At 71.1% G+C, this 25,398-nt stretch carries 25 protein-coding genes; 6 read left to right on the top strand and 19 right to left on the bottom strand.

Annotated elements, in window-relative coordinates:
• Positions 1 to 95 precede the first annotated feature (95 nt).
• Positions 96 to 1,055 (top strand): phosphodiesterase, encoded by a 960-nt coding sequence (locus tag ACIPKM_RS08675; protein WP_071294686.1) that lies wholly within the window; start codon positions 96 to 98, stop codon positions 1,053 to 1,055.
• 98 nt (positions 1,056 to 1,153) lie between these two features.
• On the opposite strand, the gene ACIPKM_RS08680 is transcribed toward ACIPKM_RS08675, so the two are convergent.
• From ACIPKM_RS08680 to ACIPKM_RS08695, 4 genes are all read right to left on the bottom strand, one after another.
• The gene (locus tag ACIPKM_RS08680; RefSeq protein ID WP_071294685.1) at positions 1,154 to 2,707 is read right to left on the bottom strand and encodes a stealth conserved region 3 domain-containing protein; all 1,554 of its coding nucleotides are present in this window, start codon (positions 2,705 to 2,707) and stop codon (positions 1,154 to 1,156) included.
• A gap of 93 nt (positions 2,708 to 2,800) precedes the next feature.
• Positions 2,801 to 3,256 (bottom strand): DUF6804 family protein, encoded by a 456-nt coding sequence (locus ACIPKM_RS08685; protein ID WP_402736563.1) that lies wholly within the window; start codon positions 3,254 to 3,256, stop codon positions 2,801 to 2,803.
• Complete coding sequence (locus ACIPKM_RS08690) at positions 3,256 to 3,840, bottom strand: GDSL-type esterase/lipase family protein (RefSeq protein ID WP_071294684.1); 585 nt, start codon at positions 3,838 to 3,840, stop codon at positions 3,256 to 3,258. Before ACIPKM_RS08690 ends, ACIPKM_RS08685 begins: the two co-directional genes overlap by 1 nt.
• A complete protein-coding gene (locus ACIPKM_RS08695; RefSeq protein WP_070418981.1) occupies positions 3,837 to 5,369 on the bottom strand; it encodes an SDR family oxidoreductase in 1,533 nt (510 codons plus the stop codon). Before ACIPKM_RS08695 ends, ACIPKM_RS08690 begins: the two co-directional genes overlap by 4 nt.
• Positions 5,370 to 5,411: 42 nt before the next feature.
• On the opposite strand from ACIPKM_RS08695, the gene deoC reads away from it, so the two are divergent.
• The 3 genes from deoC to ACIPKM_RS08710 all read left to right on the top strand — a co-directional run bounded on the left by deoC (position 5,412) and on the right by ACIPKM_RS08710 (position 7,954).
• The gene (deoC, locus tag ACIPKM_RS08700; protein ID WP_071294682.1) at positions 5,412 to 6,143 is read left to right on the top strand and encodes a deoxyribose-phosphate aldolase; all 732 of its coding nucleotides are present in this window, start codon (positions 5,412 to 5,414) and stop codon (positions 6,141 to 6,143) included.
• A gap of 128 nt (positions 6,144 to 6,271) precedes the next feature.
• Entirely contained in the window at positions 6,272 to 7,219 is a 948-nt protein-coding gene (locus ACIPKM_RS08705) for an ROK family protein (RefSeq protein WP_070419594.1), read from the top strand.
• A gap of 156 nt (positions 7,220 to 7,375) precedes the next feature.
• Positions 7,376 to 7,954 carry a type IV toxin-antitoxin system AbiEi family antitoxin gene (locus ACIPKM_RS08710; protein WP_402736564.1) on the top strand — a complete coding sequence of 193 codons (579 nt, stop codon included), beginning with the start codon at positions 7,376 to 7,378 and terminating at the stop codon, positions 7,952 to 7,954.
• Positions 7,955 to 7,980: 26 nt separating this feature from the next.
• Here the strand turns inward: ACIPKM_RS08710 and ACIPKM_RS08715 are convergent, their stop codons facing one another.
• The 9 genes from ACIPKM_RS08715 to ACIPKM_RS08755 form a co-directional block, all read right to left on the bottom strand.
• Entirely contained in the window at positions 7,981 to 10,341 is a 2,361-nt protein-coding gene (locus ACIPKM_RS08715; protein ID WP_261646915.1) for a bifunctional (p)ppGpp synthetase/guanosine-3',5'-bis(diphosphate) 3'-pyrophosphohydrolase, read from the bottom strand.
• A 57-nt stretch (positions 10,342 to 10,398) separates the two neighbouring features.
• Complete coding sequence (locus ACIPKM_RS08720; RefSeq protein ID WP_402736565.1) at positions 10,399 to 10,746, bottom strand: rhodanese-like domain-containing protein; 348 nt, start codon at positions 10,744 to 10,746, stop codon at positions 10,399 to 10,401.
• Positions 10,746 to 11,747, bottom strand: coding sequence for a protein translocase subunit SecF (gene secF / locus ACIPKM_RS08725; protein ID WP_070418977.1), 1,002 nt, complete (start codon positions 11,745 to 11,747; stop codon positions 10,746 to 10,748). Before secF ends, ACIPKM_RS08720 begins: the two co-directional genes overlap by 1 nt.
• A complete protein-coding gene (gene secD / locus ACIPKM_RS08730; protein ID WP_071294679.1) occupies positions 11,747 to 13,498 on the bottom strand; it encodes a protein translocase subunit SecD in 1,752 nt (583 codons plus the stop codon). Before secD ends, secF begins: the two co-directional genes overlap by 1 nt.
• A gap of 87 nt (positions 13,499 to 13,585) precedes the next feature.
• Positions 13,586 to 13,993 carry a preprotein translocase subunit YajC gene (gene yajC, locus ACIPKM_RS08735; RefSeq protein ID WP_070418975.1) on the bottom strand — a complete coding sequence of 136 codons (408 nt, stop codon included), beginning with the start codon at positions 13,991 to 13,993 and terminating at the stop codon, positions 13,586 to 13,588.
• A 95-nt stretch (positions 13,994 to 14,088) separates the two neighbouring features.
• Entirely contained in the window at positions 14,089 to 15,126 is a 1,038-nt protein-coding gene (gene ruvB / locus ACIPKM_RS08740) for a Holliday junction branch migration DNA helicase RuvB (RefSeq protein ID WP_071294678.1), read from the bottom strand.
• Entirely contained in the window at positions 15,123 to 15,740 is a 618-nt protein-coding gene (gene ruvA / locus ACIPKM_RS08745) for a Holliday junction branch migration protein RuvA (RefSeq protein WP_071301584.1), read from the bottom strand. Before ruvA ends, ruvB begins: the two co-directional genes overlap by 4 nt.
• The gene (gene ruvC, locus ACIPKM_RS08750; RefSeq protein WP_402736680.1) at positions 15,737 to 16,384 is read right to left on the bottom strand and encodes a crossover junction endodeoxyribonuclease RuvC; all 648 of its coding nucleotides are present in this window, start codon (positions 16,382 to 16,384) and stop codon (positions 15,737 to 15,739) included. The genes ruvA and ruvC overlap by 4 nt, the downstream gene beginning before the upstream one ends.
• A gap of 7 nt (positions 16,385 to 16,391) precedes the next feature.
• Positions 16,392 to 17,156: a YebC/PmpR family DNA-binding transcriptional regulator gene (locus tag ACIPKM_RS08755; RefSeq protein WP_402736566.1), complete on the bottom strand. Its 765-nt coding sequence runs from the start codon at positions 17,154 to 17,156 to the stop codon at positions 16,392 to 16,394.
• A 131-nt stretch (positions 17,157 to 17,287) separates the two neighbouring features.
• On the opposite strand from ACIPKM_RS08755, the gene ACIPKM_RS08760 reads away from it, so the two are divergent.
• The gene (locus ACIPKM_RS08760) at positions 17,288 to 18,556 is read left to right on the top strand and encodes an AAA family ATPase (protein ID WP_402736567.1); all 1,269 of its coding nucleotides are present in this window, start codon (positions 17,288 to 17,290) and stop codon (positions 18,554 to 18,556) included.
• A complete protein-coding gene (locus ACIPKM_RS08765; protein WP_402736568.1) occupies positions 18,556 to 20,013 on the top strand; it encodes a hypothetical protein in 1,458 nt (485 codons plus the stop codon). Before ACIPKM_RS08760 ends, ACIPKM_RS08765 begins: the two co-directional genes overlap by 1 nt.
• 27 nt (positions 20,014 to 20,040) lie before the next feature.
• Here ACIPKM_RS08765 and pdxT read toward each other — a convergent pair whose 3' ends face one another.
• The 6 genes from pdxT to ACIPKM_RS08795 all read right to left on the bottom strand — a co-directional run bounded on the left by pdxT (position 20,041) and on the right by ACIPKM_RS08795 (position 25,331).
• Positions 20,041 to 20,637 (bottom strand): pyridoxal 5'-phosphate synthase glutaminase subunit PdxT, encoded by a 597-nt coding sequence (gene pdxT / locus ACIPKM_RS08770; protein WP_402736681.1) that lies wholly within the window; start codon positions 20,635 to 20,637, stop codon positions 20,041 to 20,043.
• On the bottom strand, positions 20,631 to 21,551 hold the full coding sequence (gene pdxS / locus ACIPKM_RS08775) for a pyridoxal 5'-phosphate synthase lyase subunit PdxS (protein WP_070418967.1): 921 nt from the start codon (positions 21,549 to 21,551) through the stop codon (positions 20,631 to 20,633). Before pdxS ends, pdxT begins: the two co-directional genes overlap by 7 nt.
• A gap of 12 nt (positions 21,552 to 21,563) precedes the next feature.
• Positions 21,564 to 22,247, bottom strand: coding sequence for an HIT family protein (locus tag ACIPKM_RS08780; protein WP_402736569.1), 684 nt, complete (start codon positions 22,245 to 22,247; stop codon positions 21,564 to 21,566).
• Complete coding sequence (gene thrS / locus ACIPKM_RS08785; RefSeq protein ID WP_402736570.1) at positions 22,247 to 24,298, bottom strand: threonine--tRNA ligase; 2,052 nt, start codon at positions 24,296 to 24,298, stop codon at positions 22,247 to 22,249. Before thrS ends, ACIPKM_RS08780 begins: the two co-directional genes overlap by 1 nt.
• Positions 24,299 to 24,360: 62 nt before the next feature.
• Positions 24,361 to 24,903, bottom strand: coding sequence for an adenine phosphoribosyltransferase (locus ACIPKM_RS08790; RefSeq protein WP_070418966.1), 543 nt, complete (start codon positions 24,901 to 24,903; stop codon positions 24,361 to 24,363).
• Between the two features lie 194 nt (positions 24,904 to 25,097).
• A complete protein-coding gene (locus tag ACIPKM_RS08795) occupies positions 25,098 to 25,331 on the bottom strand; it encodes a hypothetical protein (RefSeq protein ID WP_139201846.1) in 234 nt (77 codons plus the stop codon).
• Positions 25,332 to 25,398: the final 67 nt, after the last annotated feature.

Consider the following 25,398-nt stretch of genomic DNA (forward strand, 5'->3'; position numbering starts at 1 on the left):
GCGTTCACGTTCGATTCACCGACACGTGCTGGACTCGTCCAGGACGGTGTGGCACTGTGTTGCACCACGCACCCGACCAACGGAATGAGACCCCGATGGACAGCCGGACGGCCGAACACCCCAGGCCGAACCACTTCCTGCTCCACCTCAGCGACACCCATCTCGTGGCGGGTGACGGCGACCTCTACGGTGACGTCGACTCAGCTGCGCGGCTCGGCCAGATCATCGCCGACATCGAGTCGTCGGGGACGCGTCCCGAGGCCATCGTCGTCACGGGCGACGTCGCCGACAAGGGCGAACCCGGCGCGTACGCCCGCATCCGCGACATCGTCGAGCCGGCCGCGCGGCGGATCGGCGCACAGGTCATCTGGGCGATGGGCAACCACGACGAACGCGGTGCCTTCCGGCAGGAGCTGTTCGGGCTCCAGCCGACCGACCGTCCGGTCGACTTCGTCTACGACGTGAACGGCCTCCGGGTGATCACCCTCGACACGAGCGTGCCCGGCGCTCACCACGGCGAGGTCTCCCCCGAGCAGCTCGACTGGCTGGCCGAGGTCCTGTCGGAGCAGGCGCCGCACGGCACCATCCTGGCGATGCACCACCCGCCGGTGCCGAGCGTGCAGGACCTCGCCGTCCTCGTCGAGCTTCGCGACCAGGACGCCCTGGCCGAGGTCGTCGAAGGCAGTGACGTCATCGCCATCATCGCCGGCCACCTGCACTACTCGACGAGCGCCGTCTTCGCGGGCATCCCGGTGTCGGTCGCGAGCGCCACGTGCTACACGCAGGACCTCACCGAGTACCAGGGCGGTACCCGAGGGCAGGACGGCGCGCAGTCGTTCAACCTCGTGCACGTCTACGGCCACAACGTGGTGCACTCGGTCGTGCCGATCGGGCACTACGCCACGGTCGGTGAGCCGGTGTCGTCCGCCCAGACCGAGGCTCGGCTCGCTGCGGCCGGCGTGACGATCCCGGCGGCTGCGGAGCCCGCGCCGGTGACGTCGAGCATCCCGGTGTTCACGCTCGACTCCGTGCCGGTCTCCCCCGTCCACCGGTAGGCCGCCGCACTTCGTGAGCAGGAATGGTCGGGTCCGAACTGTGGACCCGACCATTTCTGCTCACCATGTGCCGGCGTGGCGCTCGCGCGCGTCCGGCCTCAGCCCGCGGGGCGCTCCCACGGCGCCGGGAACGGGAAGTACTTCTCGAGGAAGTCCGTCACCCGCTGCGTCCGCTCCTCGTCGCTGACCTCGGGGAAGCTCCCGTCGTTCAGGCAGAAGAAGTCCGCGTTCCGCTTCTTGAGCAGGTCGCCGAGCGCCCGCAGACCGGACTGCATCGTCGTGTCGATGTACCGCACCTCGGCGTTCTCCTGCACGATCGCCCGGCCGGTGAGCAGCGAGTAGTAGTGGTACAGCGAGTTCGTCACCGAGATGTTCTCGGCAGCACGGAACCGTGAGGCCGCGGTGGCCGCGAACTCGTCGGCGAACTCGTGCTCCATCTCGGTCATGATCGAGGCGCGCAGCGGGGTCGGCGCGTGCTCGAGGTGCCGGGTCGTCACCGCACCGAACCGCTGCTGCAGGAGTCGGCGGTTGACCCGGGCGGAGTTCTCGAACCCGCTGCGTGCCGGGTTGTTCGACCCGAGGCCGATCCGCGTCGTCGCGAGGATGAACTTCGTCACCGAGCCCGGGCTGAAGAACACCGAGGGGTCGACCAGGCGGCCGAAGAACATGTCGTCGTTCGAGTAGATGAAGTGCTCGCTGATGCCCGGGATGTGGTGCAGCTGCGACTCGACGGCCTGCGAGTTGTGCGTCGGCAGGACGGAGGGGTCGGCGAAGAACTCCTCGGAGCGGACGATGCGCACCTTGGGGTGGTCGGCGAGCCAGGCGGGCGCCGGGGAGTCCGTGGCGATGTAGATCTGCCGGATCCACGGCGCGAACGTGTGCACCGACCGGAGCGCGTACTTCAGCTCGTCGATCTGGCGGAAGCGGGCGGGGGCGTCGTCGCCCTCGCCCAGGACCGCACCAGACTGCGCTGCCTGTCGTGCCCGCTGGTACTCGATGGCGTTGCCGTCGACCCACGAGAACACGATGTCGATCGGGAACCGGATGTCGGACACGTGGTCGTCGAACATGTGCTCGACCGTGCGCCAGGTGCGACCGTACCGCTCGATGTCGACGAGCACGAACTCGTCGACGGGCAGGCTGCGGCGCATCAGGGCGTTCTCGACGGGCGCGAGGACCTCGGTGTCGGTGACTCGCCAGAACTCGAGCTGCACGCTCGTCTCGGCGCCGTAGCGCAGGCGTCCGAGCGGCTCGAGACGCGGCCGGAACACGCGCAGGACGGGCTCGTCGACGGACCCGAGGCCGTCGTCGATGACGAGCACCGCGGGCTTCCCCGGGGGCTTCGCGTAGAAGGGCTCGTTCGCGGCGGCGGCCATCACGGCGCTCTCCGCCCGCTGCCGGTCGCGCTCGTCGAGGGCGATCACCGGCCGTTGGTCATTGCCGCGGATGAGCAGGTGGTCGACGTCACCGGCGGTGAGGGCGTCGTCGAGGAACAGGAGGTCCTCGATCATCGACTGCTGCGGCGTCAGGTGCCCGTTGACGAGCGTCAGGCGTCCCTTCCGCACGACGACGTCGGGACGTTCGAGACCGCCGGAGGACGGTCGAGGGTTCAGCAGAGGACTCTCGGTCACCGGCTCGGTCTCGTTGCTCATCCACACCCTTCGGATCAGTGCGCCGGACCCGTTTGCCCGGCGACTCATCCTACCGTCCGCGCGGACGCTCGGTCCGCTCGTCGGTCGCCCGGGCTAGGGCCTGGAGGCGCTGCTCGCCTCCGCCTCGCGCGGCACCTTCACGACGATGCCGACGACGATGAACAGTGCGGCCGCGACGAGCTGCAGTGCCGCCCACACCTCGCCGGGGATCGGCACGACCGCGAGCGGGTTCCAGCAGACGGCGATCGCGGCCATCAGGAGCGCCGCCCACCACGTCCGCCCCCGCACGGCGAAGACGAGGACGATGAGGCTGAGCACGGTGACACCCCAGCGGGCGAACACGAAGCCGGACGAGTCGACGATCGCGACGCAGGCGAGGAGCACGATCGCCGCGATCAGCGACGGGGCGAGGGCGGGCCGGGTGAACGGCGGCAGCTCGCGCCCTGCTCCCCGGCCAGACGCCGAGCCCGACCGCGCCGGTTCCGCCCCGCCCACCGGTACGCCGTGCAGCGACGATCCGGCCGGTGGTCGGCCCTTCCGTCCTGCCATCAGGCGGTGGCCCCGTCGAGGTCGATCGCCTGGATGGACCGGGACATCGGCGGGAGCTCGCGCACCCGTTCGAGCGCGGGCACGAGCTCGGCGACGTAGGCCCGGTAGCCGTCCTCGGTGAGGTGCAGTCCGTCGTCGGTGAACCGGTCGTCGAGGTGGTCGCCGTCGGCGAGGGCCGGCCACGCGTCGAGGTACTGGGCGTGGCAGGTGGCGACGAACTGGCGGAGGTGCCGGTTCGCCTCCTCGATCTTGGCCGTGTACTCCGCCTGCCGCGGCAGGATGGAGACGAGGAGCAGCCGGACGCCCGGGAGCTCGCGGCGGAGGGTCACGAGCACGGACTCGACCCCGCGGACGACGTGCTCGACGCTCTTGCGGTGGTTGCCGAAGTCGTTCGTGCCGATGAGCAGGACGATGACCTCGGGCTGCTCGGCCACGACGGCGTCCAGGCGTGCGAGGACCCCGTCGGTCGTGTCACCGCCGATGCCCTGGTTGACGGTCCGCTCGTCGGGCAGCCAGGCGTCCCACGACCCCTGCTCGGTGATGCTGTCGCCCAGGAACAGGACGCTCGTGCGTTCCTCGGTCATGCTGCCTCCTCGTGTGCGGGTTCCGGGTTCCCATTCTGCTGGGTCCAGTTCCGCCCCGTCGACTCGGTGTGCTCGGACTCCCGCTCGGCGGCCGCCGTGATGCGCTCGACCATCCCGGGGAAGATCACGCCGTGGAACGGCAGGATCGAGTACCAGTACAGGCGGCCGGCGAGCCCCTGGGGGAAGTAGATCGCCCGCTGCCGGTAGTCGCTGCCGCCGTCGTCCGCGGGGGTCACGGTCATCTCGAGCCAGGCGCGGCCCGGGGACTTGAACTCGGCGCGCAGTCGCAGGTAGCGCCCGCGCTCGAGCCGCTCCACGCGCCACCAGTCGAGGGCGTCGCCCTGTTCGAGGCGCTTCTGGTCGCGGCGACCGCGGTTCAGGCCGACTCCCCCGGCGAGCTTGTCCATCCACCCGCGGGCCACCCAGGCGAGCGGGAACGAGTACCAGCCGTTCTCGCCGCCGATCGACTCGACGACCCGCCAGACGTCGTCCGCCGAGGCCGCCGAGTGGCGCTTGCGGTCGTCGACGTAGACGGTGTGGCCGGCCCAGTCCGGGTCGCTCGGCAGCGGGTCCGCGGGGGTGGCCGCGAGCGTCGCGTTCCGCCAGCTGGTCTCGACCTCGCCGGTGCGCATGCGGCTCAGGGCGAGACGGACCGCGCGGCGGTACCCGGTCAGCCCGCCCTCCGGCCGCGGCACCACGTCGTCGATGTCGTGCTCGCGCTGGACGCACTCGAACTGGAGCGACTCGATGATCGGCTTCGCGAGCTTCCGCGGGATCGGCGTCACGATGTTGAACCAGTGCGCCGCGAGCCCCGGGGTGAGGACGGGCAGGGGCGAGATCGGGCGCTGCGGGAGCTTCGCCTCCACGGCGTACCCGTTGAGCATCTGCCCGTAGCGGAGGACGTCCGGGCCGCCGATGTCGAACGTGCGGTTGACGTCGGCGGGGATGTCGAGCGCCTTGACGAGGTAGTAGAGGACGTCACGGACGGCGATCGGCTGGATGCGGTTCCGGACCCACCGCGGCGCCGGCATCCACGGCAGGACGTCGGTGACGTGGCGGATCATCTCGAACGAGGTGCTCCCGGACCCGATCACCACGCCGGCCTGGTACGCGATCGTCGGGACGCCGGAGTGGAGCAGGACGTCCCCGACCTCCTTGCGGCTGCGGAGGTGCTTCGAGAGCTCGCCGTCGGGGTGCAGGCCGCCGAGGTACACGAACCGGCGCACGCCGGCGGCCGAGGCCTCGCGCGCCATGGTCTCGGCAGCGTCCCGCTCGGCCCGCTCGAAGTCGCCGTCCGCCCCCATCGCGTGGGCGAGGTAGTAGACGGCCTCGATGTCGGCGACGGCCCGGCGCACGGCGTCGGCGTCCTGCAGGTCGCCGGCGGTGATCTCGACGTCGTCGTGCCAGGGGACGTCCTGCAGCTTCCGGGGCGTGCGGACGAAGACGCGGACGGTGTGACCGGCTTCGAGGAGACGTGGGACGAGACGACCGCCGATGTAGCCGGTGGCCCCGGTGACGAGGACGCGCATGCGGGGCACGGTACGCGGCTCGGCTCCGGGTAGGCTTGCCGGGTGGACAAAGCAGCGTTCTCCGTCACCGCCGATGCCGTCCGTGGTCTCATCGACCACGCGATCCTCAAGCCCGAACTCACGCGTTCGGACGTCGACGCCCAGCTCGACGAGGCCGCCGCGTACCGCGTGTTCAGCGTGTGCGTCCGCCCGAGCGACGTCGCGCACGCCGTCGAGCGCCTGACCGGCACCGGCGTCGGCGTCGGCACGGTCATCGGCTTCCCGCACGGCACCACCTCCACCGCGGCCAAGGTCGCCGAGTCGCTGCAGGCCCTCGCCGACGGTGCGTTCGAGCTCGACATGGTGCAGAACATCGGCGCCGCGAAGTCCGGCGACTGGGAGCGCGTCGAGGCCGACGTCCGCGCCGTGGTCGACGCCGCGGGCAGCACCGTCGTCAAGGTCATCCTCGAGACCGCCTTCCTCACCGACGACGAGATCGTCGCCGCATCGCGTGCCGCACGGTCCGCCGGTGCCGCCTTCGTGAAGACCTCCACCGGGTTCGCCGGCGGCGGCGCCACCGCGGAGCACATCGCCCTCATGCGCGCCACGGTCGGCCCCGACACCGGCGTGAAGGCCTCCGGCGGCGTCCGCGGGCTCGACACGCTGCTCGAGATGGTCGAAGCCGGTGCGGACCGCATCGGCACGAGCGCCTCGGCACGCATCCTCGACGAGGTCGCGCACCGCGCCGAGACCGGCACCGCGTCGGCCGTCGGCGACGACACCACGTCCTACTGACGGTCCGGGGCGCGAGCCCCCGCGACCTCCAGCACCACCCGACCCACCACCAGGGGCCGGCGCCCACCGGACGCGACGACGCGTGCGGGACCGGCACCGCGCCTCCAGACCGCCGCATCGGAGCGCGCATGTCCACGACCCAGTCCACCCCCCTCGCCCTCGCCGTCGACCTCGGCGGTACGAAGGTCGAGGCGGCCCTCGTCACCGACGCCGGCGTCGTCCTCCCCGCCACGCGGTTCCGCAGCCCGACCGGCCCCGGCCGGACGTCCGACGAGCTGCAGGCCGCGGTCGACGAGGTCGTGACGGCCGCCCTCGCCGCGCTGCCGACGGACGCCACGCTCGTCGGTGTCGGCATCGGCTCGGCCGGTCCGGTCGACGAGGAGCACGGACTCGTCTCCCCGCTCAACATGCCGGTCTGGCGCGGGTACCCGCTCCGGGACCGCGTCGCCGCGCACGTCCCCGCCGGCGTCCCGGTCACGCTCCGCATGGACGGCCTGGCGATCACGCTCGCCGAGCACTGGGTCGGCGCGGCGCAGGGCTCTGACCACGTGATGGGCATGATCGTGTCGACCGGCGTCGGCGGCGGCCTGATCCTGCACGGCCGGACCGTCAGCGGCCCGACGGGCAACGCCGGGCACATCGGCCACGTCGAGTGCGGCGGCTTCGACGACCACTGCGCGTGCGGCGGCACCGGCTGCCTCGAGGCGATCGCCAGCGGCCCGAAGACCGTCGCGTGGGCGCAGCGGCAGGGGTTCACGGGCAGCACCGGCGAGGAGCTCTCCGCGGCCTACGCGGCGGGCGACGAGATCGCCGTCGCAGCCGTCAAGCGCAGCGGCCGCGCCCTCGGGCAGGCCATCGCGGCGGCCACGAGTCTCGTCGACCTCGAGGTCGTGGCCATCGGCGGCGGGTTCTCGCACGTCACGCCCGACCTCTTCGAGTACGCGCGCGAGGCGGTGGCGGAGCGCGTCGAGTTCGGCTTCGTGACCAAGGTGCGGATCGTCCCGACGGGGCTGTCGCAGGACGGTCCGCTCATCGGCGCCGCGGCGCTCGTGCACCGGGCCGACGTGCTGCGCTGACGACGTCGGCCCTGGACGGCACGTGCTGACGGACAGGAGGCGCGGTGCGGGGCCGACCCGCGCCTCCTGGCCCACAGGTGGTCGCGTCGCGGCCGCACGTCCGTCGCTCTCCACAGGGCGCGTCGACGCGCCGTGCGCGTCGGGCAGGATGTCCGGGTGTCCCGAACCCGGCTGCTGACGAGTGACGACTGGCCCGAGGCCGAGGTGCGCGCAGCGGTCCTCGCCGGCGAGCTCGTGGCCGTCGGGGCGTGCTGGGCCTCCCCCGCCGAACCGCAGACCCCGGCGCTCCGGGCGGCAGCCGCGGCGTGGGCGCTCCGTGACGCGCGCCTCATCGCGAGCACCCGGACGGCCGCGTGGGTCTGGGGTGCCGTCTCGCGTGCACCGGCCCCGCTCGAGGCCTGTGTCCCGCTCCGGGTCCGCGTGCACGTCGACGGCGCGCTGCGCGTCCGCGAGGTCGTGATCACGGACGAGGACGTCGTCGTGCTCGGTGGCCTCCGCGTCACCACACCGCTGCGCACGGTCGTCGACCTGCTGCGCAGCCCCGGGGACCGGCCCGGTGGGTTCGACCCGTCGGACGCGGCAGCGGTGGTCGGGCTCCTGGCGATCGGTGCGGTGTCGGTCGACGCGGTCGCCGGGTCCCTCGCGAGGCTCGGGACGATCCCGATGGCCCGGCAGGCGGAGCGGCGGTTGCGGGCCGTGCTCGACGCGGCCGGGCACTCGGTCGGCCCGCGCTGACCCGGCCTGGTCGACCGGGGGTCCGGTCAGCCCGCGCTGACCCGGTAGACGTCGTAGACCGCGTCGATCCGTCGCACGGCGTTGAGCACACGGTCGAGGTGGGTCGTGTCGCCCATCTCGAACACGAAGCGGCTCAGCGCGAGCCGGTCGGACGACGTCGAGACCGTCGCGGACAGGATGTTCACGTGGTGGTCCGTCAGCACCCGGGTCACGTCGCTGAGGAGCCCCGACCGATCGAGCGCCTCGATCTGGATCTGCACGAGGAACACCGACTTCGAGGACGGTGCCCACTCCACCTCGATCATCCGGTCGGGCTCGTTCATGAGCGACTTCACGTTCGTGCACGAGGCCTGGTGCACCGAGACGCCCTGGCCGCGGGTGATGAACCCGACGATCTGGTCGCCCGGGACCGGCGTGCAGCACTTCGCGAGCTTGACGAGGATGTCCGGCGCGCCACGCACGAGGACGCCGCTGTCGCTGTTGCGCAGCTGCCGGCTCGTGACCTGGCGGGGGAAGCTGAGCTCCGGCTCTTCCGTCTCGGTCTCGGTCTGGACGTTCCCGAGGACCTTCTCGATCACCGACTGCGTGGAGACGTGCCCCTCGCCGACCGCCGCGTACAGCGCGGAGATGTCGTCGTAGCGCATCGACGACGCGACCTCGGAGATCGAGTCCTGGCTCATGATGCGCTGGAGCGGCAGGTTCTGCTTCCGCATCGCCCGCGCGATCGCGTCGCGGCCCTGCTCGATCGCCTCTTCGCGGCGTTCCTTGGTGAACCACTGCTTGATCTTGTTCCGGGCGCGGGGGCTCCGGACGAAGGTCAGCCAGTCCTGGCTGGGGCCGGAGTCGGGGTTCTTCGAGGTGAAGATCTCGACGACGTCGCCGCTCGACAGGGCGCTCTCGAGGGGCACGAGACGCCCGTTGACCTTGGCGCCCATCGTGCGGTGGCCGATCTCGGTGTGCACGGCGTACGCGAAGTCGACGGGGGTCGCACCGGACGGCAGCCCGATGACCTTGCCCTGGGGCGTGAAGACGTAGGTCTCCTTCGCACCGATCTCGTACCGGAGCGAGTCGAGGAACTCCCCCGGGTCGCTCGTCTCGGCCTGCCAGTCGGTGATGTGCGCCAGCCACGCCATGTCCTGGTCGGTCGCCGACGAGGTGTCGACGTCACGGCCGGCCGCGCGCTGCTTGTACTTCCAGTGGGCGGCGACACCGAACTCGGCCCGCTGGTGCATCTCGTGCGTGCGGATCTGGATCTCGACCGCACGGCCCTGCGGACCCAGGACGGTGGTGTGCAGCGACTGGTACAGGTTGAACTTCGGCGTCGCGATGTAGTCCTTGAACCGACCCGGCAGCGGCGTCCACCGCGCGTGCACGGAACCGAGCATCGCGTAGCAGTCGCGCACGGTCGGGACGAGGACGCGGATGCCGACCAGGTCGTAGATCTCGTCGAACTCGCGCCCGCGGACGATCATCTTCTGGTAGATCGAGTAGTACTGCTTCGGCCGGCCCATGACCTCGCCGCGGACCTTGGCGGCCTTGAGGTCCTTCTTGAGCGTGCCGATGACGTTCTGGACGAACTGCTCGCGCTTCGGCTGGCGTTCCTTCACCAGGCTGTCGATCTCGACGTACAGCTTGGGGTGGAGCACCGCGAACGAGAGGTCCTCGAGCTCCAGCTTGATCATCTGGATGCCGAGCCGGTGCGCGAGCGGCGCGTAGATCTCGAGGGTCTCCTTCGCCTTCCGCGTGGCGGAGGTCGACTCGACGAAGCCCCACGTGCGGGCGTTGTGCAGCCGGTCGGCGAGCTTGATGACCAGGACGCGGATGTCCTTCGACATCGCGATGACCATCTTGCGGACGGTCTCGGCCTGGGCGCTGTCGCCGTACTTGACCTTGTCGAGCTTCGTGACGCCGTCGACGAGCATGGCGATCTCGTCGCCGAAGTCCTCGCGCAGCTGGTCGAGCTGGTAGTCGGTGTCCTCGACGGTGTCGTGCAGGAGTGCCGCGGCGATGGTGATCGGCCCGATCCCGAGGTCGGCGAGGATCTGCGCCACCGCGACCGGGTGCGTGATGTACGGCTCGCCCGACTTGCGCTTCTGCCCGTCGTGCGCGCGTTCCGCGACCGAGTAGGCGCGCTCGATGAGCGTCACGTCGGCCTTGGGGTGGTGCGACCGGACGGTACGGATCAGGGTGTCGACGGCACCGGCGGGCTGGGCGCGCGAGAACAGCCGCGGCAGCAGCGACCGGAGCGAACCGAGGTTGCCGGTCGTGTTCGGCCCCAGCGGACTCGTCGGCCGGGGTGCGGAGCCGGGGCGGCTCGCGGAGCCGGTGTCCTGCCCTGCCCGCGGCGCAGAGGCGTCCTGCGGCGTGGACTCACGCGTGTCCGTCATGCTGCGCCTCCCGGGATGCCCGTCCGAGCTCGATCCGACAAGACTACGCGTGTCCGGTCAGTGCTCGTGACGCGGTTCGCCCTGGGCGTCGCGCACCACGGGGGCGCCCGACTGCTCCCACGCGACCATGCCGCCGACGAGGTTCACCGCGGAGACCCCGGACTGCTCGAGTGCCGCCACGACCCGCGCGGAGCGTCCGCCGGAGTGGCAGACGATGATCGCGGGCTCGTCGCCGCCGTCGATCTCCTTCCACCGAGCGACCAACTCGGACATCGGCACGAGGGTCGCCTCGGGAGCGTGGACCTCGTCCCACTCCCCCTGCTCGCGCACGTCGAACAGGCGCGCACCGGCGTCGATCCGCCGACGGGCCTCGGCGACGTCGATGTCGACGATCTCCGCCGGCATCAGACGCCCGCCGTCGCGTCGACCTCGCGCTGACGCTTGGCGGCAGCGGCCTGCTTCTTGGCGTCGGCCTGCTTGATCTTCGGCTCGTTCTCACGCAGGTGCGCGTACATCGGCGACGCGATGAAGATCGTCGAGTAGGTGCCGACGATGATGCCGATGAACAGCGCGAGCGAGATGTCGCGGAGCGTTCCGGCGCCCAGGATGTACGACCCGATGAAGAGGATCGCGCCGACCGGCAGCAGAGCGACGACCGAGGTGTTGATCGACCGCACGAGCGTCTGGTTGACCGCGAGGTTCACCGACTGCACGAAGGTGCGGTGGGACTCCTGGCTCGTGTTCTCGCGGACCTTGTCGAACACCACGACGGTGTCGTACAGCGAGTAGCCGAGGATGGTCAGGAAGCCGATCACCGCCGCGGGCGTGACCTCGAGCCCGACGATGCCGTACACGCCCGCCGTGATGAGGAGGTCGTGGAGGAGCGCCACCATCGCGGACACCGACATCTTCCACGTGCGGAAGTACAGCGCCATGAACACCGCCGCGAGGGCGAGGAAGATCACGAGGCCGCGGATCGCCTGGTTGAGCACGTCGGCACCCCAGGTCGCACCGATGAAGGTCGCGGCCACCTGGCTGTCCGGGACGTCGTAGGCCTTCGCCAGGGCGTCCTGGACCTCGGAGGTCTCGCGATCGGTGAGCTGGCCGGTCTGCACGCGGATGCCGTGCGTCCCGAGCTGCGAGACACGCGGGACGCCGTCGGGGACGATCGACTCGACGGTCTCGGTGGCGAGGTTCTGGTCGAGCGTCTTCACGTCGGAGAGCGTGAACTCGGACCCGCCGGTGAACTCGATGCCGAGCTGGTACCCGCCACGCAGCCACGGGACCGCGAGCGAGACCACGATCGCGATGATCGCGATGACGTACCAGGTCTTGCGTCGGCCGACGATGTCGTACGAGCGCTTCCCCGTGTAGAGGTCGCTGCCGAACTGGCTGAAGCTGGCCATCAGTCGTCCTTCCCGTCCGGCGTCGTGCCGTTCTCGCCGGAGGCCTGCGCGGCCTTCCGCTCTGCGATCGTCTGTCGACGCTGCGCCTCACCGGCGCTGCGCTGACGCCTGCCGTCGACGACCGGCGCGCGGAACTGCGCGCGACCGCGGTAGACGGCGCCGAGGGCCGCGGGATCGAGCCCGCTGAACCGGTGTCCCTCGCCGAAGAAGCGGCTGCGGGCGATGAGCTGCATCATCGGGTGCGTGAACATCACGACCACGACGACGTCGATCAGGGTGGTGAGGAGCAGCGTGAACGCGAAGCCCTTCACGTCACTCACCGCGAGGATGTAGAGCACCACGGCGGCGAGGAAGTTGATCGAGTCGGACGCCAGGATCGTGCGCAGTGCACGCTTCCACCCCGACTCGACGGCGCTCTCGAGGCCCCGGCCGTCACGGAGTTCGTCCCTGATGCGCTCGAAGTACACGATGAACGAGTCCGCCGTGATGCCGATCGCGACGATCAGACCCGCCACACCCGCCAACGACAGGCGGTAGTCGACGCGCCAGGACATGATCGCGATCACGAGGTACGTCAGCGCCGCGGCCACACCGAGCGAGAGGACCGTGACGAACGCGAGCGCCCGGTACTGGATGACCGAGTAGATGATGACCAGGATCAGACCGATCAGACCCGCCACGAGGCCACCGACGAGCTGCGCGGTACCGAGCGTCGCGGAGATGTTCTCGTTCGACTGGACCTGGAAGTTGATCGGCAGCGCGCCGTACTTCAACTGGTCGGCGAGGGTCTTCGCGGAGTCGGCCGTGAACGAGCCGGTGATCTGCGCCTTGCCGTTCGTGATGGCCGCGTTCGACGCCGGCGCCGTGATGACGGAACCGTCGAGGACGATCGCGAACTGGTTCTGCGGCGGCTGCAGCTTCACGAGCCGGCTGGTGACGTCACGGAAGTCGTCCGAGCTCTTGCCCTTGAACGTCAGGTTGACGGCCCACTGGCCGGTCGACGTGCCCTGCGAGTCGGTCGCGAGGCCGGAGGTGGCGTTGCTGATGCCCGAGCCGGACACCTCGACCGGGCCGAGGATGTACTTCGCGGCACCGTCCTGGTCACAGGTGACGAGGGGCTCGTCGTCCGGCGCCGTCGTGACGTCGTCCGGAGCGTTGCAGTTGTAGTTCGTGTACAGGTCCTGCAGCGCCGGCGTGACCCAGTTCAGGTCGCTGCCGTTGGTCGGCTTGGCGCTCGGCGTCGCGGCGAGCGATGCCGGCGGGGAGTACGGCGTCGCGGAGGCCGACGAGGATCCGCTGCCGCCCACCGCGGTGTTGGTCGCCGCCTCGGTGTAGAGGACCGGGCGGAACGTGAGCTTCGCCGCCGCCTCGATGCGGTCGATCGTCGCCTTGTCCGGCTTGCCCGGGATGGAGACGACGATGTTGTTCGTCCCCTGGGTGTTGATCTGCGATTCCGAGACACCGGTCGCGTTGATGCGCTGCCGGATGATGTTCACGGCCTGGTTGAGCTGCTGGCTCGTCACCGAGCCGCCCTCGGTGTTCTGCGCCGCGAGCGTCAGCTGCGTGCCGCCCTGGAGGTCGAGGGCGAGTTCCGGGACCCAGCTGGCCCCTTCGAACCACTTGCCGCTGTCGTCCTTGGTGTTCCCGGCGAGGACCGACGCGGCGGTGTTCAACCCCGCGAGGACCGCCATGAGGATCACCAACCAGGTCAGCGAGCGGATCGCCTTCTTGACGGGTGTCGATCGTGCCACCGGTCGTCTCGTCTTTCTGTCAGGACCGACGGCGGTTGACCGGCGGCAGGTGTCGCCGCCGGGTCGGTGGACCCGGCGGCCGAGGAGTCAGTCTTCGGTCTTGCGCTTCGCAGCGTCGGTGTCGGCGTCCGTGGACTCGACACGCTCGCCGTAGATCGGCTCCCCGTTGAGCTCGGCGACGGGCTTCGGCGCTGCCGGCTCGTCCTCGGGCGTGGCCGTGGTGGTGATGTCCGACGCGGTGTCGTCGACGACACGCGACAGGGTCTGGCGGTGGACGGTGACGACCGTTCCGGGTGCGATCTCGACGTCGGCCGTGACCTTCTCGTCGTCGACCGACAGGAGCGTGCCGTACAGACCGAAGGACAGCATGACCTTCGCGCCCGGCACCATCTTGGTGGCGAGCTCGCCCTGCTGCTTCTTGCGCTTCCGGCTGTTGTAGAACATGAAGGCCGCGAACGCCACGACGATGACGATGAGGATGACTTCTTGACCCATGATGCGTTGCCTTCTCTGGTTGCTCGGTTTCGGGCCGTAGCAGTCTAGGGCACACGTCTGTGCGTGGCATGTCACCGAGACCGCGGACGGGGACGTCAGTCGGCGTCGTCGTCGAACAGTCCGGGCTGTGCGAGGCCGGTCTGCCCGGGTGTCATGTCGAAGTGCCGCCAGGCCTGCGGGGTGGCGATCCGCCCGCGGGGGCTGCGGGTGACGAGGCCGACCCGGACGAGGAACGGTTCGACGACCGACTCGATGGTCTCGGACTCTTCCCCGACGGACACCGCGAGGGTGTTCAGGCCGACGGGACCGCCGTCGAAGCGCGTCAGCATCGTCTCGACCACGGCGCGGTCGAGGCGGTCGAGTCCGAGTTCGTCGACGTCGTAGAGGTCGAGGGCGCCCTGCACGGCGGCCATGCCGTCGGTGGTGCGGTGCACGAGGGCGTAGTCGCGGACACGTCGGAGCAGGCGGTTCGCGATGCGCGGTGTGCCCCGGGAGCGCCCGGCGATCTCGCGCAGGGCGGACCGGTCGATGTCGAGTTCGAGCAGGTGCGCCGCTCGGATGAGGACCTGCTCGAGCTCGTCCTTCTCGTAGAACTCGAGGTGGGCGGTGAACCCGAAGCGGTCGCGCAGCGGGTTCGGCAGGAGGCCGGCACGGGTGGTGGCGCCGACGAGGGTGAACGGCGCGAGGTCGAGCGGGATGCTCGTGGCGCCGGCGCCCTTGCCGACCATCACGTCGATGCGGAAGTCCTCCATCGCGAGGTAGAGCATCTCCTCTGCCGAGCGGGCCATGCGGTGGATCTCGTCGATGAACAGGACCTCGCCGGGGACGAGGGACGACAGCACCGCGGCGAGGTCACCGGCGTGCTGGATCGCCGGGCCGCTCGACATCCGCAGGGGCCGACCGGACTCGTGCGCGACGATCATCGCGAGGGTCGTCTTGCCGAGTCCGGGAGGGCCGGCCATCAGGATGTGGTCGGGCGTCCGGTCCTGCAGTGCCGCCGCCTTGAGGAGCAGGTCGAGCTGCCCCCGGACCTTCCGCTGCCCGACGAACTCGTCGAGGGACTTCGGGCGGAGGGCCCCCTCGAACGCGAGTTCCTCTTGTGACTCGGCGCCCGCGGCGGTGATCCCGCTCACCGGCCGGCACCGGCGGGGCGGAGCGCACCCAGGGCGGCGCGGAGCAGTGCCTGGGTGCCCATCGAGGCGACGCCCGGCTCGGACGCGATGGTCTCGTCGACCGCGCGCTGCGCGGCGTCCTCGCGCCAGCCGAGGCCGACGAGGGCGGCGACGACGTCGGTCGCGGCCGGGTGCGCGGTGCCGCCGCGGGCCGCCACGACGGGGGCCTGCTCGAACGCGGCGAGCTTGCCGGAGAGGGCGACGATGATGAGCTTGGCGGTCTTCGGGCCGATGCCGGAGACCTTGCGGAAGGCGCCGTCGTCGTCGTGTGCGACGGCGTTCGCGACCTGGGCCGGGTCCATGTGGGCGAGGACGCCCATCGCCGACTTCGGGCCGACGCCGGACACGCTGCGGAGGAGGTCGAACACCTGGAGCGCGTCGGTGGACTCGAAGCCGAAGAGGAGGTGCTCGTCCTCGCGCACGATCATCGCGGTCCGGACGAAGACCTCGGACCCGTGGCGCATCGTCAGCGCGTGCGCCGGGGTCACCGTGACGGCGTAGCCCACTCCCCCGACCTCGATCACCACGCCGGAGCCGGCGATGTCGATGCAGGTGCCCCGGAGACTCGCGATCATGCCCCGAGCCTACGGCCGGCCGCCGACGATGCCGACGAGCCACGCTGCGAGCGACCGGCGGCCGCGGCCGCGGCGCGTGCCAGCGGCGAGTCGACCGTGCCGCCCTGTGCGTCCCGCCACGCACGCTGTGCCGGGGTGAGGTTCGTGGCACGCGTGCCGACCGTGTCGGGTGACCCGAGCCTCCAGGCGTGGCACACCGCCAGGGCGAGCGCGTCCGCGGCGTCGGCGGGCTTGGGGGCCTCGTCGAGGCCGAGCACGCGCGCGATCATCGTCTGCACCTGGCGCTTGTCCGCGTTGCCGTACCCGGTCACGGCGGCCTTCACCTCGGACGGGGTGTGCAGCCCGACCGGGAGCCCCCGTGCCGCCGCGGCGTGCAGGGCGAGGCCGGCGGCCTGCGCCGTGCCCATGACCGTCCGGACGTTCGCCTGCGCGAACACCCGCTCGACCGCGACGGCGTCGGGACGGTGCTCGTCGATCTCGGCGGCGATGCCGTCGGCGATGCGGAGCAGCCGCTGCTCGAGTGCCATGTCCGCCGGGGTGCGCACGACCGTCACGTGGACGAGCCGGGCGCGGCGGTTCGATGCGACCTCGACGATGCCGACGCCGCACCGCGTGAGCCCGGGGTCGACCCCGAGCACGCGCAGCATCGGGCTAGTCCTCGTCCTCGTCGAGCTCGGCCTGGACGTCCGCGGGGATGTCGAAGTTCGAGTAGACGTTCTGCACGTCGTCGCTGTCCTCGAGCGCGTCGATCAGGCGGAACACCTTGCGCGCCGTGTCGGCGTCCACCGGCACCTTGAGGCCGGGGACGAACTCGGCGTCGGCGGAGTCGTAGTCGATCCCGGCGTCCTGCAGCGCGGTGCGGGCCGCGACGAGGTCGGTCGCCTCGGTGATGACCTCGAAGCCGCCGCCCTGGTCGATGACGTCCTCGACGCCGGCGTCCAGCACCGCCGTCATGACGGCGTCCTCGTCGAGGCCGTCGGTCTTGGTGACGGAGATGACGCCCTTGCGGGAGAAGTTGTAGGCGACGCTGCCCGGGTCGGCCATCGTCCCGCCGTTCCGCGACATCGCGGTGCGGACCTCGGCAGCGGCACGGTTCTTGTTGTCCGTGAGGCACTCGATGAGCATCGCGACGCCGTTCGGGCCGTAGCCCTCGTACATGATCGTCGTGTACTCGATCGTCTCACCGGTCAGGCCGGCACCGCGCTTGATGGCGCGGTCGATGTTGTCGTTGGGGACCGAGGTCTTCTTGGCCTTCTGCACGGCGTCGACGAGGGTCGGGTTGCCGGAGAGGTCGGCGCCGCCCATCTTGGCGGCGACCTCGATGTTCTTGATGAGCTTCGCGAACGACTTGGCACGTCGCTGGTCGATGACGGCCTTCTTGTGCTTGGTCGTTGCCCACTTGGAATGCCCGGACACGGTGCTCCTTGCGTCTTGCGGAAAGTCCCGTCCAGCTTAGCGGCCTGGAGGCACGGTGCGGCCCCGCCTCGCGGGCGGGCCCGTCGACGCACGTACGATGGGCGCAGCACCGGGACGACCAGGGGGAACGCATGACCGATCCGCTGTCCGCACTCGAGGCCGCCGTCCAGGCGCTCCCCGACGACCGGACCCTCCGGGTCCGCTACGCCGAGCTGCTCGCCGACGCCGGCCGGCACGGCGAGGCGATCGAGCAGGCGAGCGTCGTGCTGCGCGAGGCGCCGGAGGACGAGGCAGCGAAGGCGGTCGTCCGGCGCGCGGCCCTCGCTGCAGCGGAGCCGCCGGGATCGACGCCAGCGGCGGCGCCGCCGGCACCGAGCGACCGGCACGAGGACATCGACTGGTCCGAGCTCGAGGCGTCGATCGCGAACCCGACCGAGCCGCCGTTCGTCGAGCGGGTCGTGGCCGAGCACGACGAGGAGCTCCTGGCCGAGGCTGCCGAGACCGCCGAGGACGCCGACCCGGTGGCGGAGCTGCGCCGCGAGACCGTCCGACTCGCCGACGTCGGCGGGCTCGAGGTCGTGAAGCGGCGGATCGACGAGTCGTTCCTGCAGCCGATGGCGCACCCCGAGATCGCGGCCGCGTTCGGCAAGAAGCTCCGCGGCGGCCTGCTGCTGTACGGTCCGCCCGGCTGCGGCAAGACGTTCCTCGCCCGCGCGATCGCCGGCGAGCTCGGGGCGCACTTCATCTCCGTCACGCTCAGCGACGTGCTCGACCGGTTCATCGGCGAGAGCGAGAAGAACATCCACCGGGTGTTCCGCACGGCCCGCGAGCACGCGCCGGCCGTGCTGTTCTTCGACGAGATGGACGCGATCGGCGCGAAGCGGAGCGGGAACACGTTCTCGTCGTTCCGGAACGTCGTCAACCAGATCCTCGTCGAGATGGACGGGGTCGACTCGCAGAACGACGGCGTCTACGTCCTCGCGGCCACGAACCACCCGTGGGAGGTCGACGCCGCGCTGAAGCGACCGGGACGCTTCGACCGGATGGTCCTCGTCCGTCCGCCGGACGACGACGCCCGCGAGGCGATCCTCCGTGTCCATCTCCGCCGACGGCCGATCGAGGGCATCGACCTCGGCGACCTCGTCCGTCGCACGAAGGGGTTCTCCGGCGCCGACCTGGAGCACCTCGTGACCACCGCGGCGGAGAAGGCGATGACGGAGTCGATCCGGACCGGGTCCGTGCGGCCGATGCGGATGGACGACATGCGCGCCGCCCTCAAGGAGGTCAAGCCGTCGATCGGCCCCTGGGTGCAGACCGCCCGCAACGTCGCGGAGTACTCCAACGGCAGCGGTGAGTACGACGACATGGTCGAGTGGCTCCGCGAGGAGAAGCAGCTCTGATGGCCGACGCGGTCGACGTCGTGGTCGAGCGCGCCGACGCGCTCCTGGGCTTCAAGCGCCCGGACGACGCGCGGGCCGTGCTCACCGCCGCCGGCGCGAGCACACCGGACGACCCCCGGCTGTGGGCGACACTCGCACGGGCGGAACGTGCGCGCCACGACCACGCCGCCAGTCGCACCGCCGCCGAGCGCGCCCTCGCGCTCGACCCCGACAACGCCACCGCACTGTCCGCCCGGGTGAACGCGATGCTCGACGCGAACGAGCGCCAGGCGGCGAAGGCCGCGGCCGAGGAACTGCGCGAGCGCCGGCCGGACTGGGCGACCGCGCACCTGCTGTGGGCGTTCGCACACACACGCTGGTCGCACGCGAAGCGGTCCGCAGCGGAGGAAGCCGCGTGGCCGACGGCGGACGTCGCCCGGTCCGCGGCAGCCCTCGACCGCGCGCTCGAGCTCGCACCCCACGACGCCCGGCTGTTCGCCGACGCGGCGCAGTGCTACCGCGCCCTCTCGTGGACCGACGGGGCCCTCGCGCCACGGGCTCGCGAGGCCATGGACCGAGCACTCGAGCTCGACCCGAACGACGAGTGGGTGATGCTCGCGGCCGGGTCGGTCCTGCAGCTGTCCGAGCGGGTCGCGCAGTCCGCTCGGGTCCTCGCGCAGCACCCGACGTCGTGGGAGGCCCGCCGGCGTGTGGACGACGGGCTCTGGAGCCTCGTGTCCGTGCCGGTCGGTGTCGTCGCCTGGTCGCTCGTCGTGACGGTGCTCGGCGCCCACATCGCTGCCGGGGGCGGTGCGAACGCCGTCACGAAGACGCTCGGGTGGACCCTGACCGGCATCGCGGCGCTCTGGGTCTGCTTCGTGGAGGTGCACTCGTTCGCGAAGTTCCCGCGCGGACTGCTCCTCCGGACGATGCGGCGGGTCCCGCTCGTGCCGGTCGTGCTCGGCGTCGCGGCACTCACCTGGATCGCCGGTGCCGCCGGAGCGGTGCTCCTGCTCGCCGGCATCGTCCCACCAGCCGGCGACGGGTACACCACCATCGTCACCGTGCTCGCCGTCGCGCTGCTGCTGCAGTCCGCTGCGCAGGACGTCACCACGATCGTGCAACGCCGTCGTCAGGTGCGGTCCGGGCTGTGGGACGGGCTCGTCGCCGACCGCGGACGGCGTCGCAAGGAGGAGAACGACCGCGGTGGTGCGTACATCGCCGGCTTCGCCGCGCTCGTGACCTGGGGCATCGTCGCGCTGGCGGCACCGACCACGGGGACGTGGGCCGTGGCCGCCGTCCCGCTGCTGCTCGCCACACGGGTGTTCGTGCTGCAGAGCGCGGCCGAGATCCTGCGTGCGGTGGGCCGGCCGCGGCGCGCTCGGCTCGTCGTGTACGCGGTGATCGCCCTCGGGTTCGCGGCGTTCGCCGTCCGGGCCGTCGTGGTGCAGGTGCTGGTCGCCGCCGGCGTGGCCTGACCCCGTCGAGGGACCGGCCGGTCGGCGTCAGGCGGCGCGGACGAGGTCGAGGAAGCGCCGGTGGAAGCGGTCCTCGCCGGCGACCTCGGGGTGGAACGCACTCGCGATGACGGCGCCCTGCTGGACCGCGACGACCTGCCCGTCGGGGAGCGCGCCGAGGACGTCGACCCCGGGGCCGTGCTGCTCCACCACGGGCGCGCGGATGAACACCGCGTGCACCGGGGCCTCGCCGAGGGCCGGCATCGGGATGTCGATCTCGAACGAGTCGTTCTGGCTGCCGAAGGCGTTGCGGCGCACCGTCGCGTCGAGCACGTCGAGCGTCTGCTGCCCGGGGATGCCCGCAGCGATGCGTGAGGAGAGCATGATCATGCCCGCGCAGGTGCCGTAGGTCGGCAGCCCGCCGCGGATCGCCTCGGACAGCGGCTCGGCCACGCCGAAGGCGCGCGCGAGCTTGTCCATGACGCTGGACTCCCCGCCCGGGATGACGACGCCGTCGAGGGCGCCGATCTCCTCCGGGCGACGGAGCGGCACCACGTCGGCACCGAGTTCCGTCAGCGACGCGATGTGCTCACGGAAGTCGCCCTGCAGCGCGAGGACCCCGATGCGGGGCCGGGCGCTCACCAGCCGCGCTCGGCGAGACGGTGCGGTGCGGGGACGTCGGCGACGTTGATGCCGACCATCGCCTCGCCCAGACCACGGGAGACCTCGGCGATGACCTTGGGGTCGTCGTGGAAGGTCGTGGCCTTGACGATCGCGGCGGCGCGCTTGGCCGGGTCGCCGGACTTGAAGATGCCGGAGCCGACGAACACGCCGTCCGCGCCGAGCTGCATCATCATCGCGGCGTCGGCCGGGGTCGCGACGCCACCGGCGGTGAAGAGCACCACGGGGAGCTTGCCGGTCTGCGCGACCTCCTTCACGATGTCGAACGGGGCCTGCAGGTCCTTCGCGGCGACGTAGAGCTCGTCTTCCTTGAGGTGACGCAGCGCCGCGATCTCCTTGTTGATCGTGCGGATGTGCTTGGTGGCCTCGGACACGTCGCCCGTGCCGGCCTCACCCTTGGAGCGGATCATGGCCGCGCCCTCGGTGATGCGACGGAGCGCCTCGCCCAGGTTGGTCGCACCGCAGACGAAGGGGGTGGTGAAGTTCCACTTGTCGATGTGGTTGACGTAGTCGGCCGGCGACAGCACCTCGGACTCGTCGATGTAGTCGACGCCGAGCTCCTGCAGCACCTGCGCCTCGACGAAGTGGCCGATGCGGGCCTTCGCCATGACGGGGATCGACACGCTCGCGATGATCTCCTCGATCATCGAGGGGTCGGACATGCGGGCGACGCCACCCTGCGCGCGGATGTCGGCGGGGACGCGCTCGAGGGCCATGACGGCGGTCGCGCCGGCCTCTTCCGCGATGCGGGCCTGCTCGGCGTCGACGACGTCCATGATCACGCCGCCCTTGAGCATCTCGGCGAGGCCGCGCTTGACGCGGTCCGAGCCGGTGATCGAGGTGCCGGGGGTGCTCGTGGTGCTGCTGCTGTCGCTCATGATGCCGACAGTCTAGTGCTCCGACGGCCACCCTTCGGCGACGAGTCGGCGGGTCTCGCCGAGCAGCTGGGACATCGACTTCGTCCGCGCGATGATCGGGAAGAAGTTCGCGTCCGACTGCCACCGCGGCACGATGTGCTGGTGCAGGTGGCCGGCCACACCGGCGCCGGCGACCTCGCCCTGGTTCATCCCGATGTTGAAGCCGTCGCAGTGCGACACAGCACGCAGGACGCGCATCGCCGTCTGGGTGAGCTCGCCGATCTCGCGGAGTTCGTCCGGCGTCGCCTCGTCGTAGAGCGGGACGTGGCGGTACGGGCAGACGAGCAGGTGCCCGTTGTTGTAGGGGAACAGGTTGAGCAGGACGTACGCGTGCTCGCCCCGCGCGACGATGAGGCCGTCCTCATCGGACCCGCGCGGGGCCTCGCAGAACGGGCAGTCGTCGTCGTGGCCGCGGCCCCTGCCCTCGCGCCCGGCGTCGATGTACGCCATCCGGTGCGGGTTCCAGAGGCGCTGGAACGCATCGGGCACCGCGGCGCCGGTCGCGGCGTCGCGGATCACGAGCGGGTCGTCCGCCACGCCGGCGCCGGCCGCACCGGCCGGACCCGACGGGTCGGGAGCGGGCACGGCGGTGGAACCGGCCGCGTCGTCGACGCGACCGGTCCCACCGACGGGATCCGTGCCTCCTGGAGGGGTCATCAGACCTGCGCGCGCTCGCGGATCGCGGTGAGGATGCGCTCGACCGCCTCGTCCACGGGCACACCGTTGTCCTGCCGACCGTCGCGGAAGCGGAACGAGACCGCGCCGGCGTCGCGGTCGTCGCCGCCCGCGATGAGCTGGAACGGCACCTTCTGCTTCGTGTGCGTGCGGATCTTCTTCTGCATGCGGTCGTCCGAGTGGTCGACCTCGGCACGGACGCCGTGCGAGCGCAGCTTCGCGACGACCTCGTCGAGGTAGTCGCCGTACTCCGCCGCGACCGGGATCGCGACGACCTGGACCGGGGCGAGCCAGGCCGGGAACGCGCCGGCGTAGTGCTCGGTGAGGACGCCGAAGAACCGCTCGATCGAGCCGAACAGCGCGCGGTGGATCATGACGGGGCGCTGCCGCGTGCCGTCCGCCGCCGCGTACTCGAGGCCGAAGCGCTCGGGCAGGTTGAAGTCGAGCTGGACGGTCGACATCTGCCAGGTGCGGCCGATGGCGTCACGGGCCTGCACGGAGATCTTCGGGCCGTAGAAGGCGGCACCGGCCGGGTCCGGCACGAGCTCGAGTCCGGTCTCCTCCGCCACCTCGCGCAGGGTGTTCGTCGCGACGTCCCACACGTCGTCGTCGCCGACGTACTTCTCGGGGTCCTTCGTGGAGAGCTCGAGGTAGAAGTCGTCGAGGCCGTAGTCACGGAGCAGCGACAGCACGAACTGGAGGGTCGTGGTGAGCTCCTCCTTCATCTTCTCCTGCGTGGTGAAGATGTGCGCGTCGTCCTGGGTCAGGCCGCGCACGCGGGTGAGGCCGTGGATGACGCCGGACTTCTCGTTGCGGTAGACCGTGCCGAACTCGAACATCCGCAGGGGCAGGTCGCGGTAGGACCGGGCCTGCGAGCGGTACGCCAGGATGTGCATCGGGCAGTTCATCGGCTTGAGGTAGTAGTCGGCGCCCTGGCGGGTGATGTTGCCGTCCTCGTCGCGCGCCTCGTCCATGTGCATGGCCGGGAACATGCCGTCCTTGTACCAGCCGAGGTGCCCGGAGGTCTCGAACAGGTCGCCCTTGGTGATGTGAGGCGTGTAGACGAACGAGTAGCCCTCTTGCTCGTGCCGACGGCGCGAGTAGTCCTCCATCTCGCGGCGGATGATGCCGCCCTTCGGGTGGAAGATCGCCAGGCCCGACCCGATCTCGTCGGGGAAGGAGAACAGGTCGAGCTCGGCGCCGAGCTTGCGGTGGTCGCGCTTCGCAGCCTCTTCCAACCGGAGCAGGTAGGCCTTGAGCTGGTCCTTGTCGGGCCACGCGGTGCCGTACACGCGCTGGAGCTGCGGGTTCTTCTCCGAGCCGCGCCAGTACGCCGCGGCGACGCGCATGAGCTTCGACGCGTTGCCGATGATGCGGGTGTGCGGCAGGTGCGGGCCGCGGCAGAGGTCCTGCCAGACGACCTCGCCCGTCTTCGGGTCGACGTTCTCGTAGACCGTCAGCTCGCCGGCACCGACCTCGACGCTCTCGCCCGAGTCGCCGGCGTCCGCAGCGCCCTTGAGGCCGATGAGCTCCTGCTTGTAGGGCTCCCCCGCCATGCGCTCGCGGGCTTCCTCGTCGGTGACGACGACGCGGCGGAAGCGCTGGGCCTGCCGGATGATCCGGTCCATGTTCTTCTCGATCGCCTTGAGGTCTTCGGGGGTGAAGGGCTCGGCGACGTCGAAGTCGTAGTAGTAGCCGTCGGTGACGGGCGGGCCGATGCCGAGCTTGGCGTCGGGGTTGATCTGCTGCACCGCCTGCGCCAGGACGTGCGCGGCCGAGTGGCGCAGGATGTCGAGGCCGTCCTGCTCGTCGAGGGTGACCGGCTCGACGAGGTCACCGGCGTCGACCGAGGCTGCGAGGTCCTTGAGCACACCCGCGACACGGATCGCCACGACGCCGCGGACGCCGTCGAACAGCTCGGTGCCCGTCGTGGTCGTCGTCGCGGTGCGGGGCTCGGGTGCCTGGGGCACGGCTGCGGGCTCGGCGTTGTCCGGCGACGCGCCTTCCGGCGCTGCGGCGACTGACTCGGTCACGATGATGGGACTCCTCGGTTGGATGGTGGATCAAGACTAGTGCGCGGGGCGCCCGCCGAGGCTCACGCGGGGACGGCGCCGAGGGTCTGCACGGGCAGGCGCGGTTCGAGGCGCTCGCGACCCGACAGGCCGTCGAGTTCGAGCAGCGCGGCGAAGCCGATCGCCTCGTAGCCGGCGCGCTCGAGCAGGGTCACGGTCGCGGCCGCGGTGCCCCCGGTCGCGAGGACGTCGTCGACCACGAGCACGCGCGTGCCCGCGGGCAACTGCCCGGGGCGGAGCTCGAGCTCGGCCTCGCCGTACTCGAGCGCGTACTGCTCGCTGAGGACCTCGCCGGGGAGCTTGCCCGCCTTGCGGACGGTGAGGACGCCGACCTGGTGCTGCGCGGCGATCCCGCCGGCCAGCGCGAAGCCGCGGGCCTCGATGCCCGCGACGGCGGCGAAGCCCTCGCCGATCGCGAAGGGTGCTGCGAGTGCCTCGCACACGCGGCCGAACGCGACGGCGTCGGAGAACACCGGCGTGACGTCGCGGAACAGGATCCCCGGCGACGGGAAGTCCGGGACGATGGCGGTGAGGCGTTCGACGAGTGCAGCTGCGGTTTCGGTCACCCGACAACGGTACGGGAGGTGCGGGGTGCGCCCGACCCGCCCCGCACCGTGCGCGGTTCGGCGCGCAGGGCGCGGGGGCGCGGTTCGCGTGACAGTGTGCGAGGTCCCGCGCTCCGTGCGGGGCCAGGGGCCGGGCACGGAGTGCGGAACCTCGCACACTGCGGCAGACGCGGCGCGCGGCCGCGCAGCGCGGCTCAGCGCCAGCGGTTGAGCATGCCGACCTGCGTGAGCCACGCGACCTCGCGGGCGGCGCGCTCCTGTTCGAGGCGCCGGCGCGTCTCGAGGTCGACCGACGGACGCACGTGGTGCGTCCGACGACTCCAGATGATCAGGGACATCCCGATGCGGAGTGCGATGCGGTCGGAGAGCGAGACCCGACGGCGCACCGCACGGGTATCGGGGGGACGGTTGACGGTCTTCGTTGACAAGGTGGTGCCTTTCAGGCGTGACGACGACTGCCAGGGCATGGCAGTACTGCCCGGAACGCGGGCAAGG

Origin of the sequence: Curtobacterium sp. NPDC086286, assembly GCF_044746255.1 — a bacterium.
Classification (GTDB): domain Bacteria; phylum Actinomycetota; class Actinomycetes; order Actinomycetales; family Microbacteriaceae; genus Curtobacterium.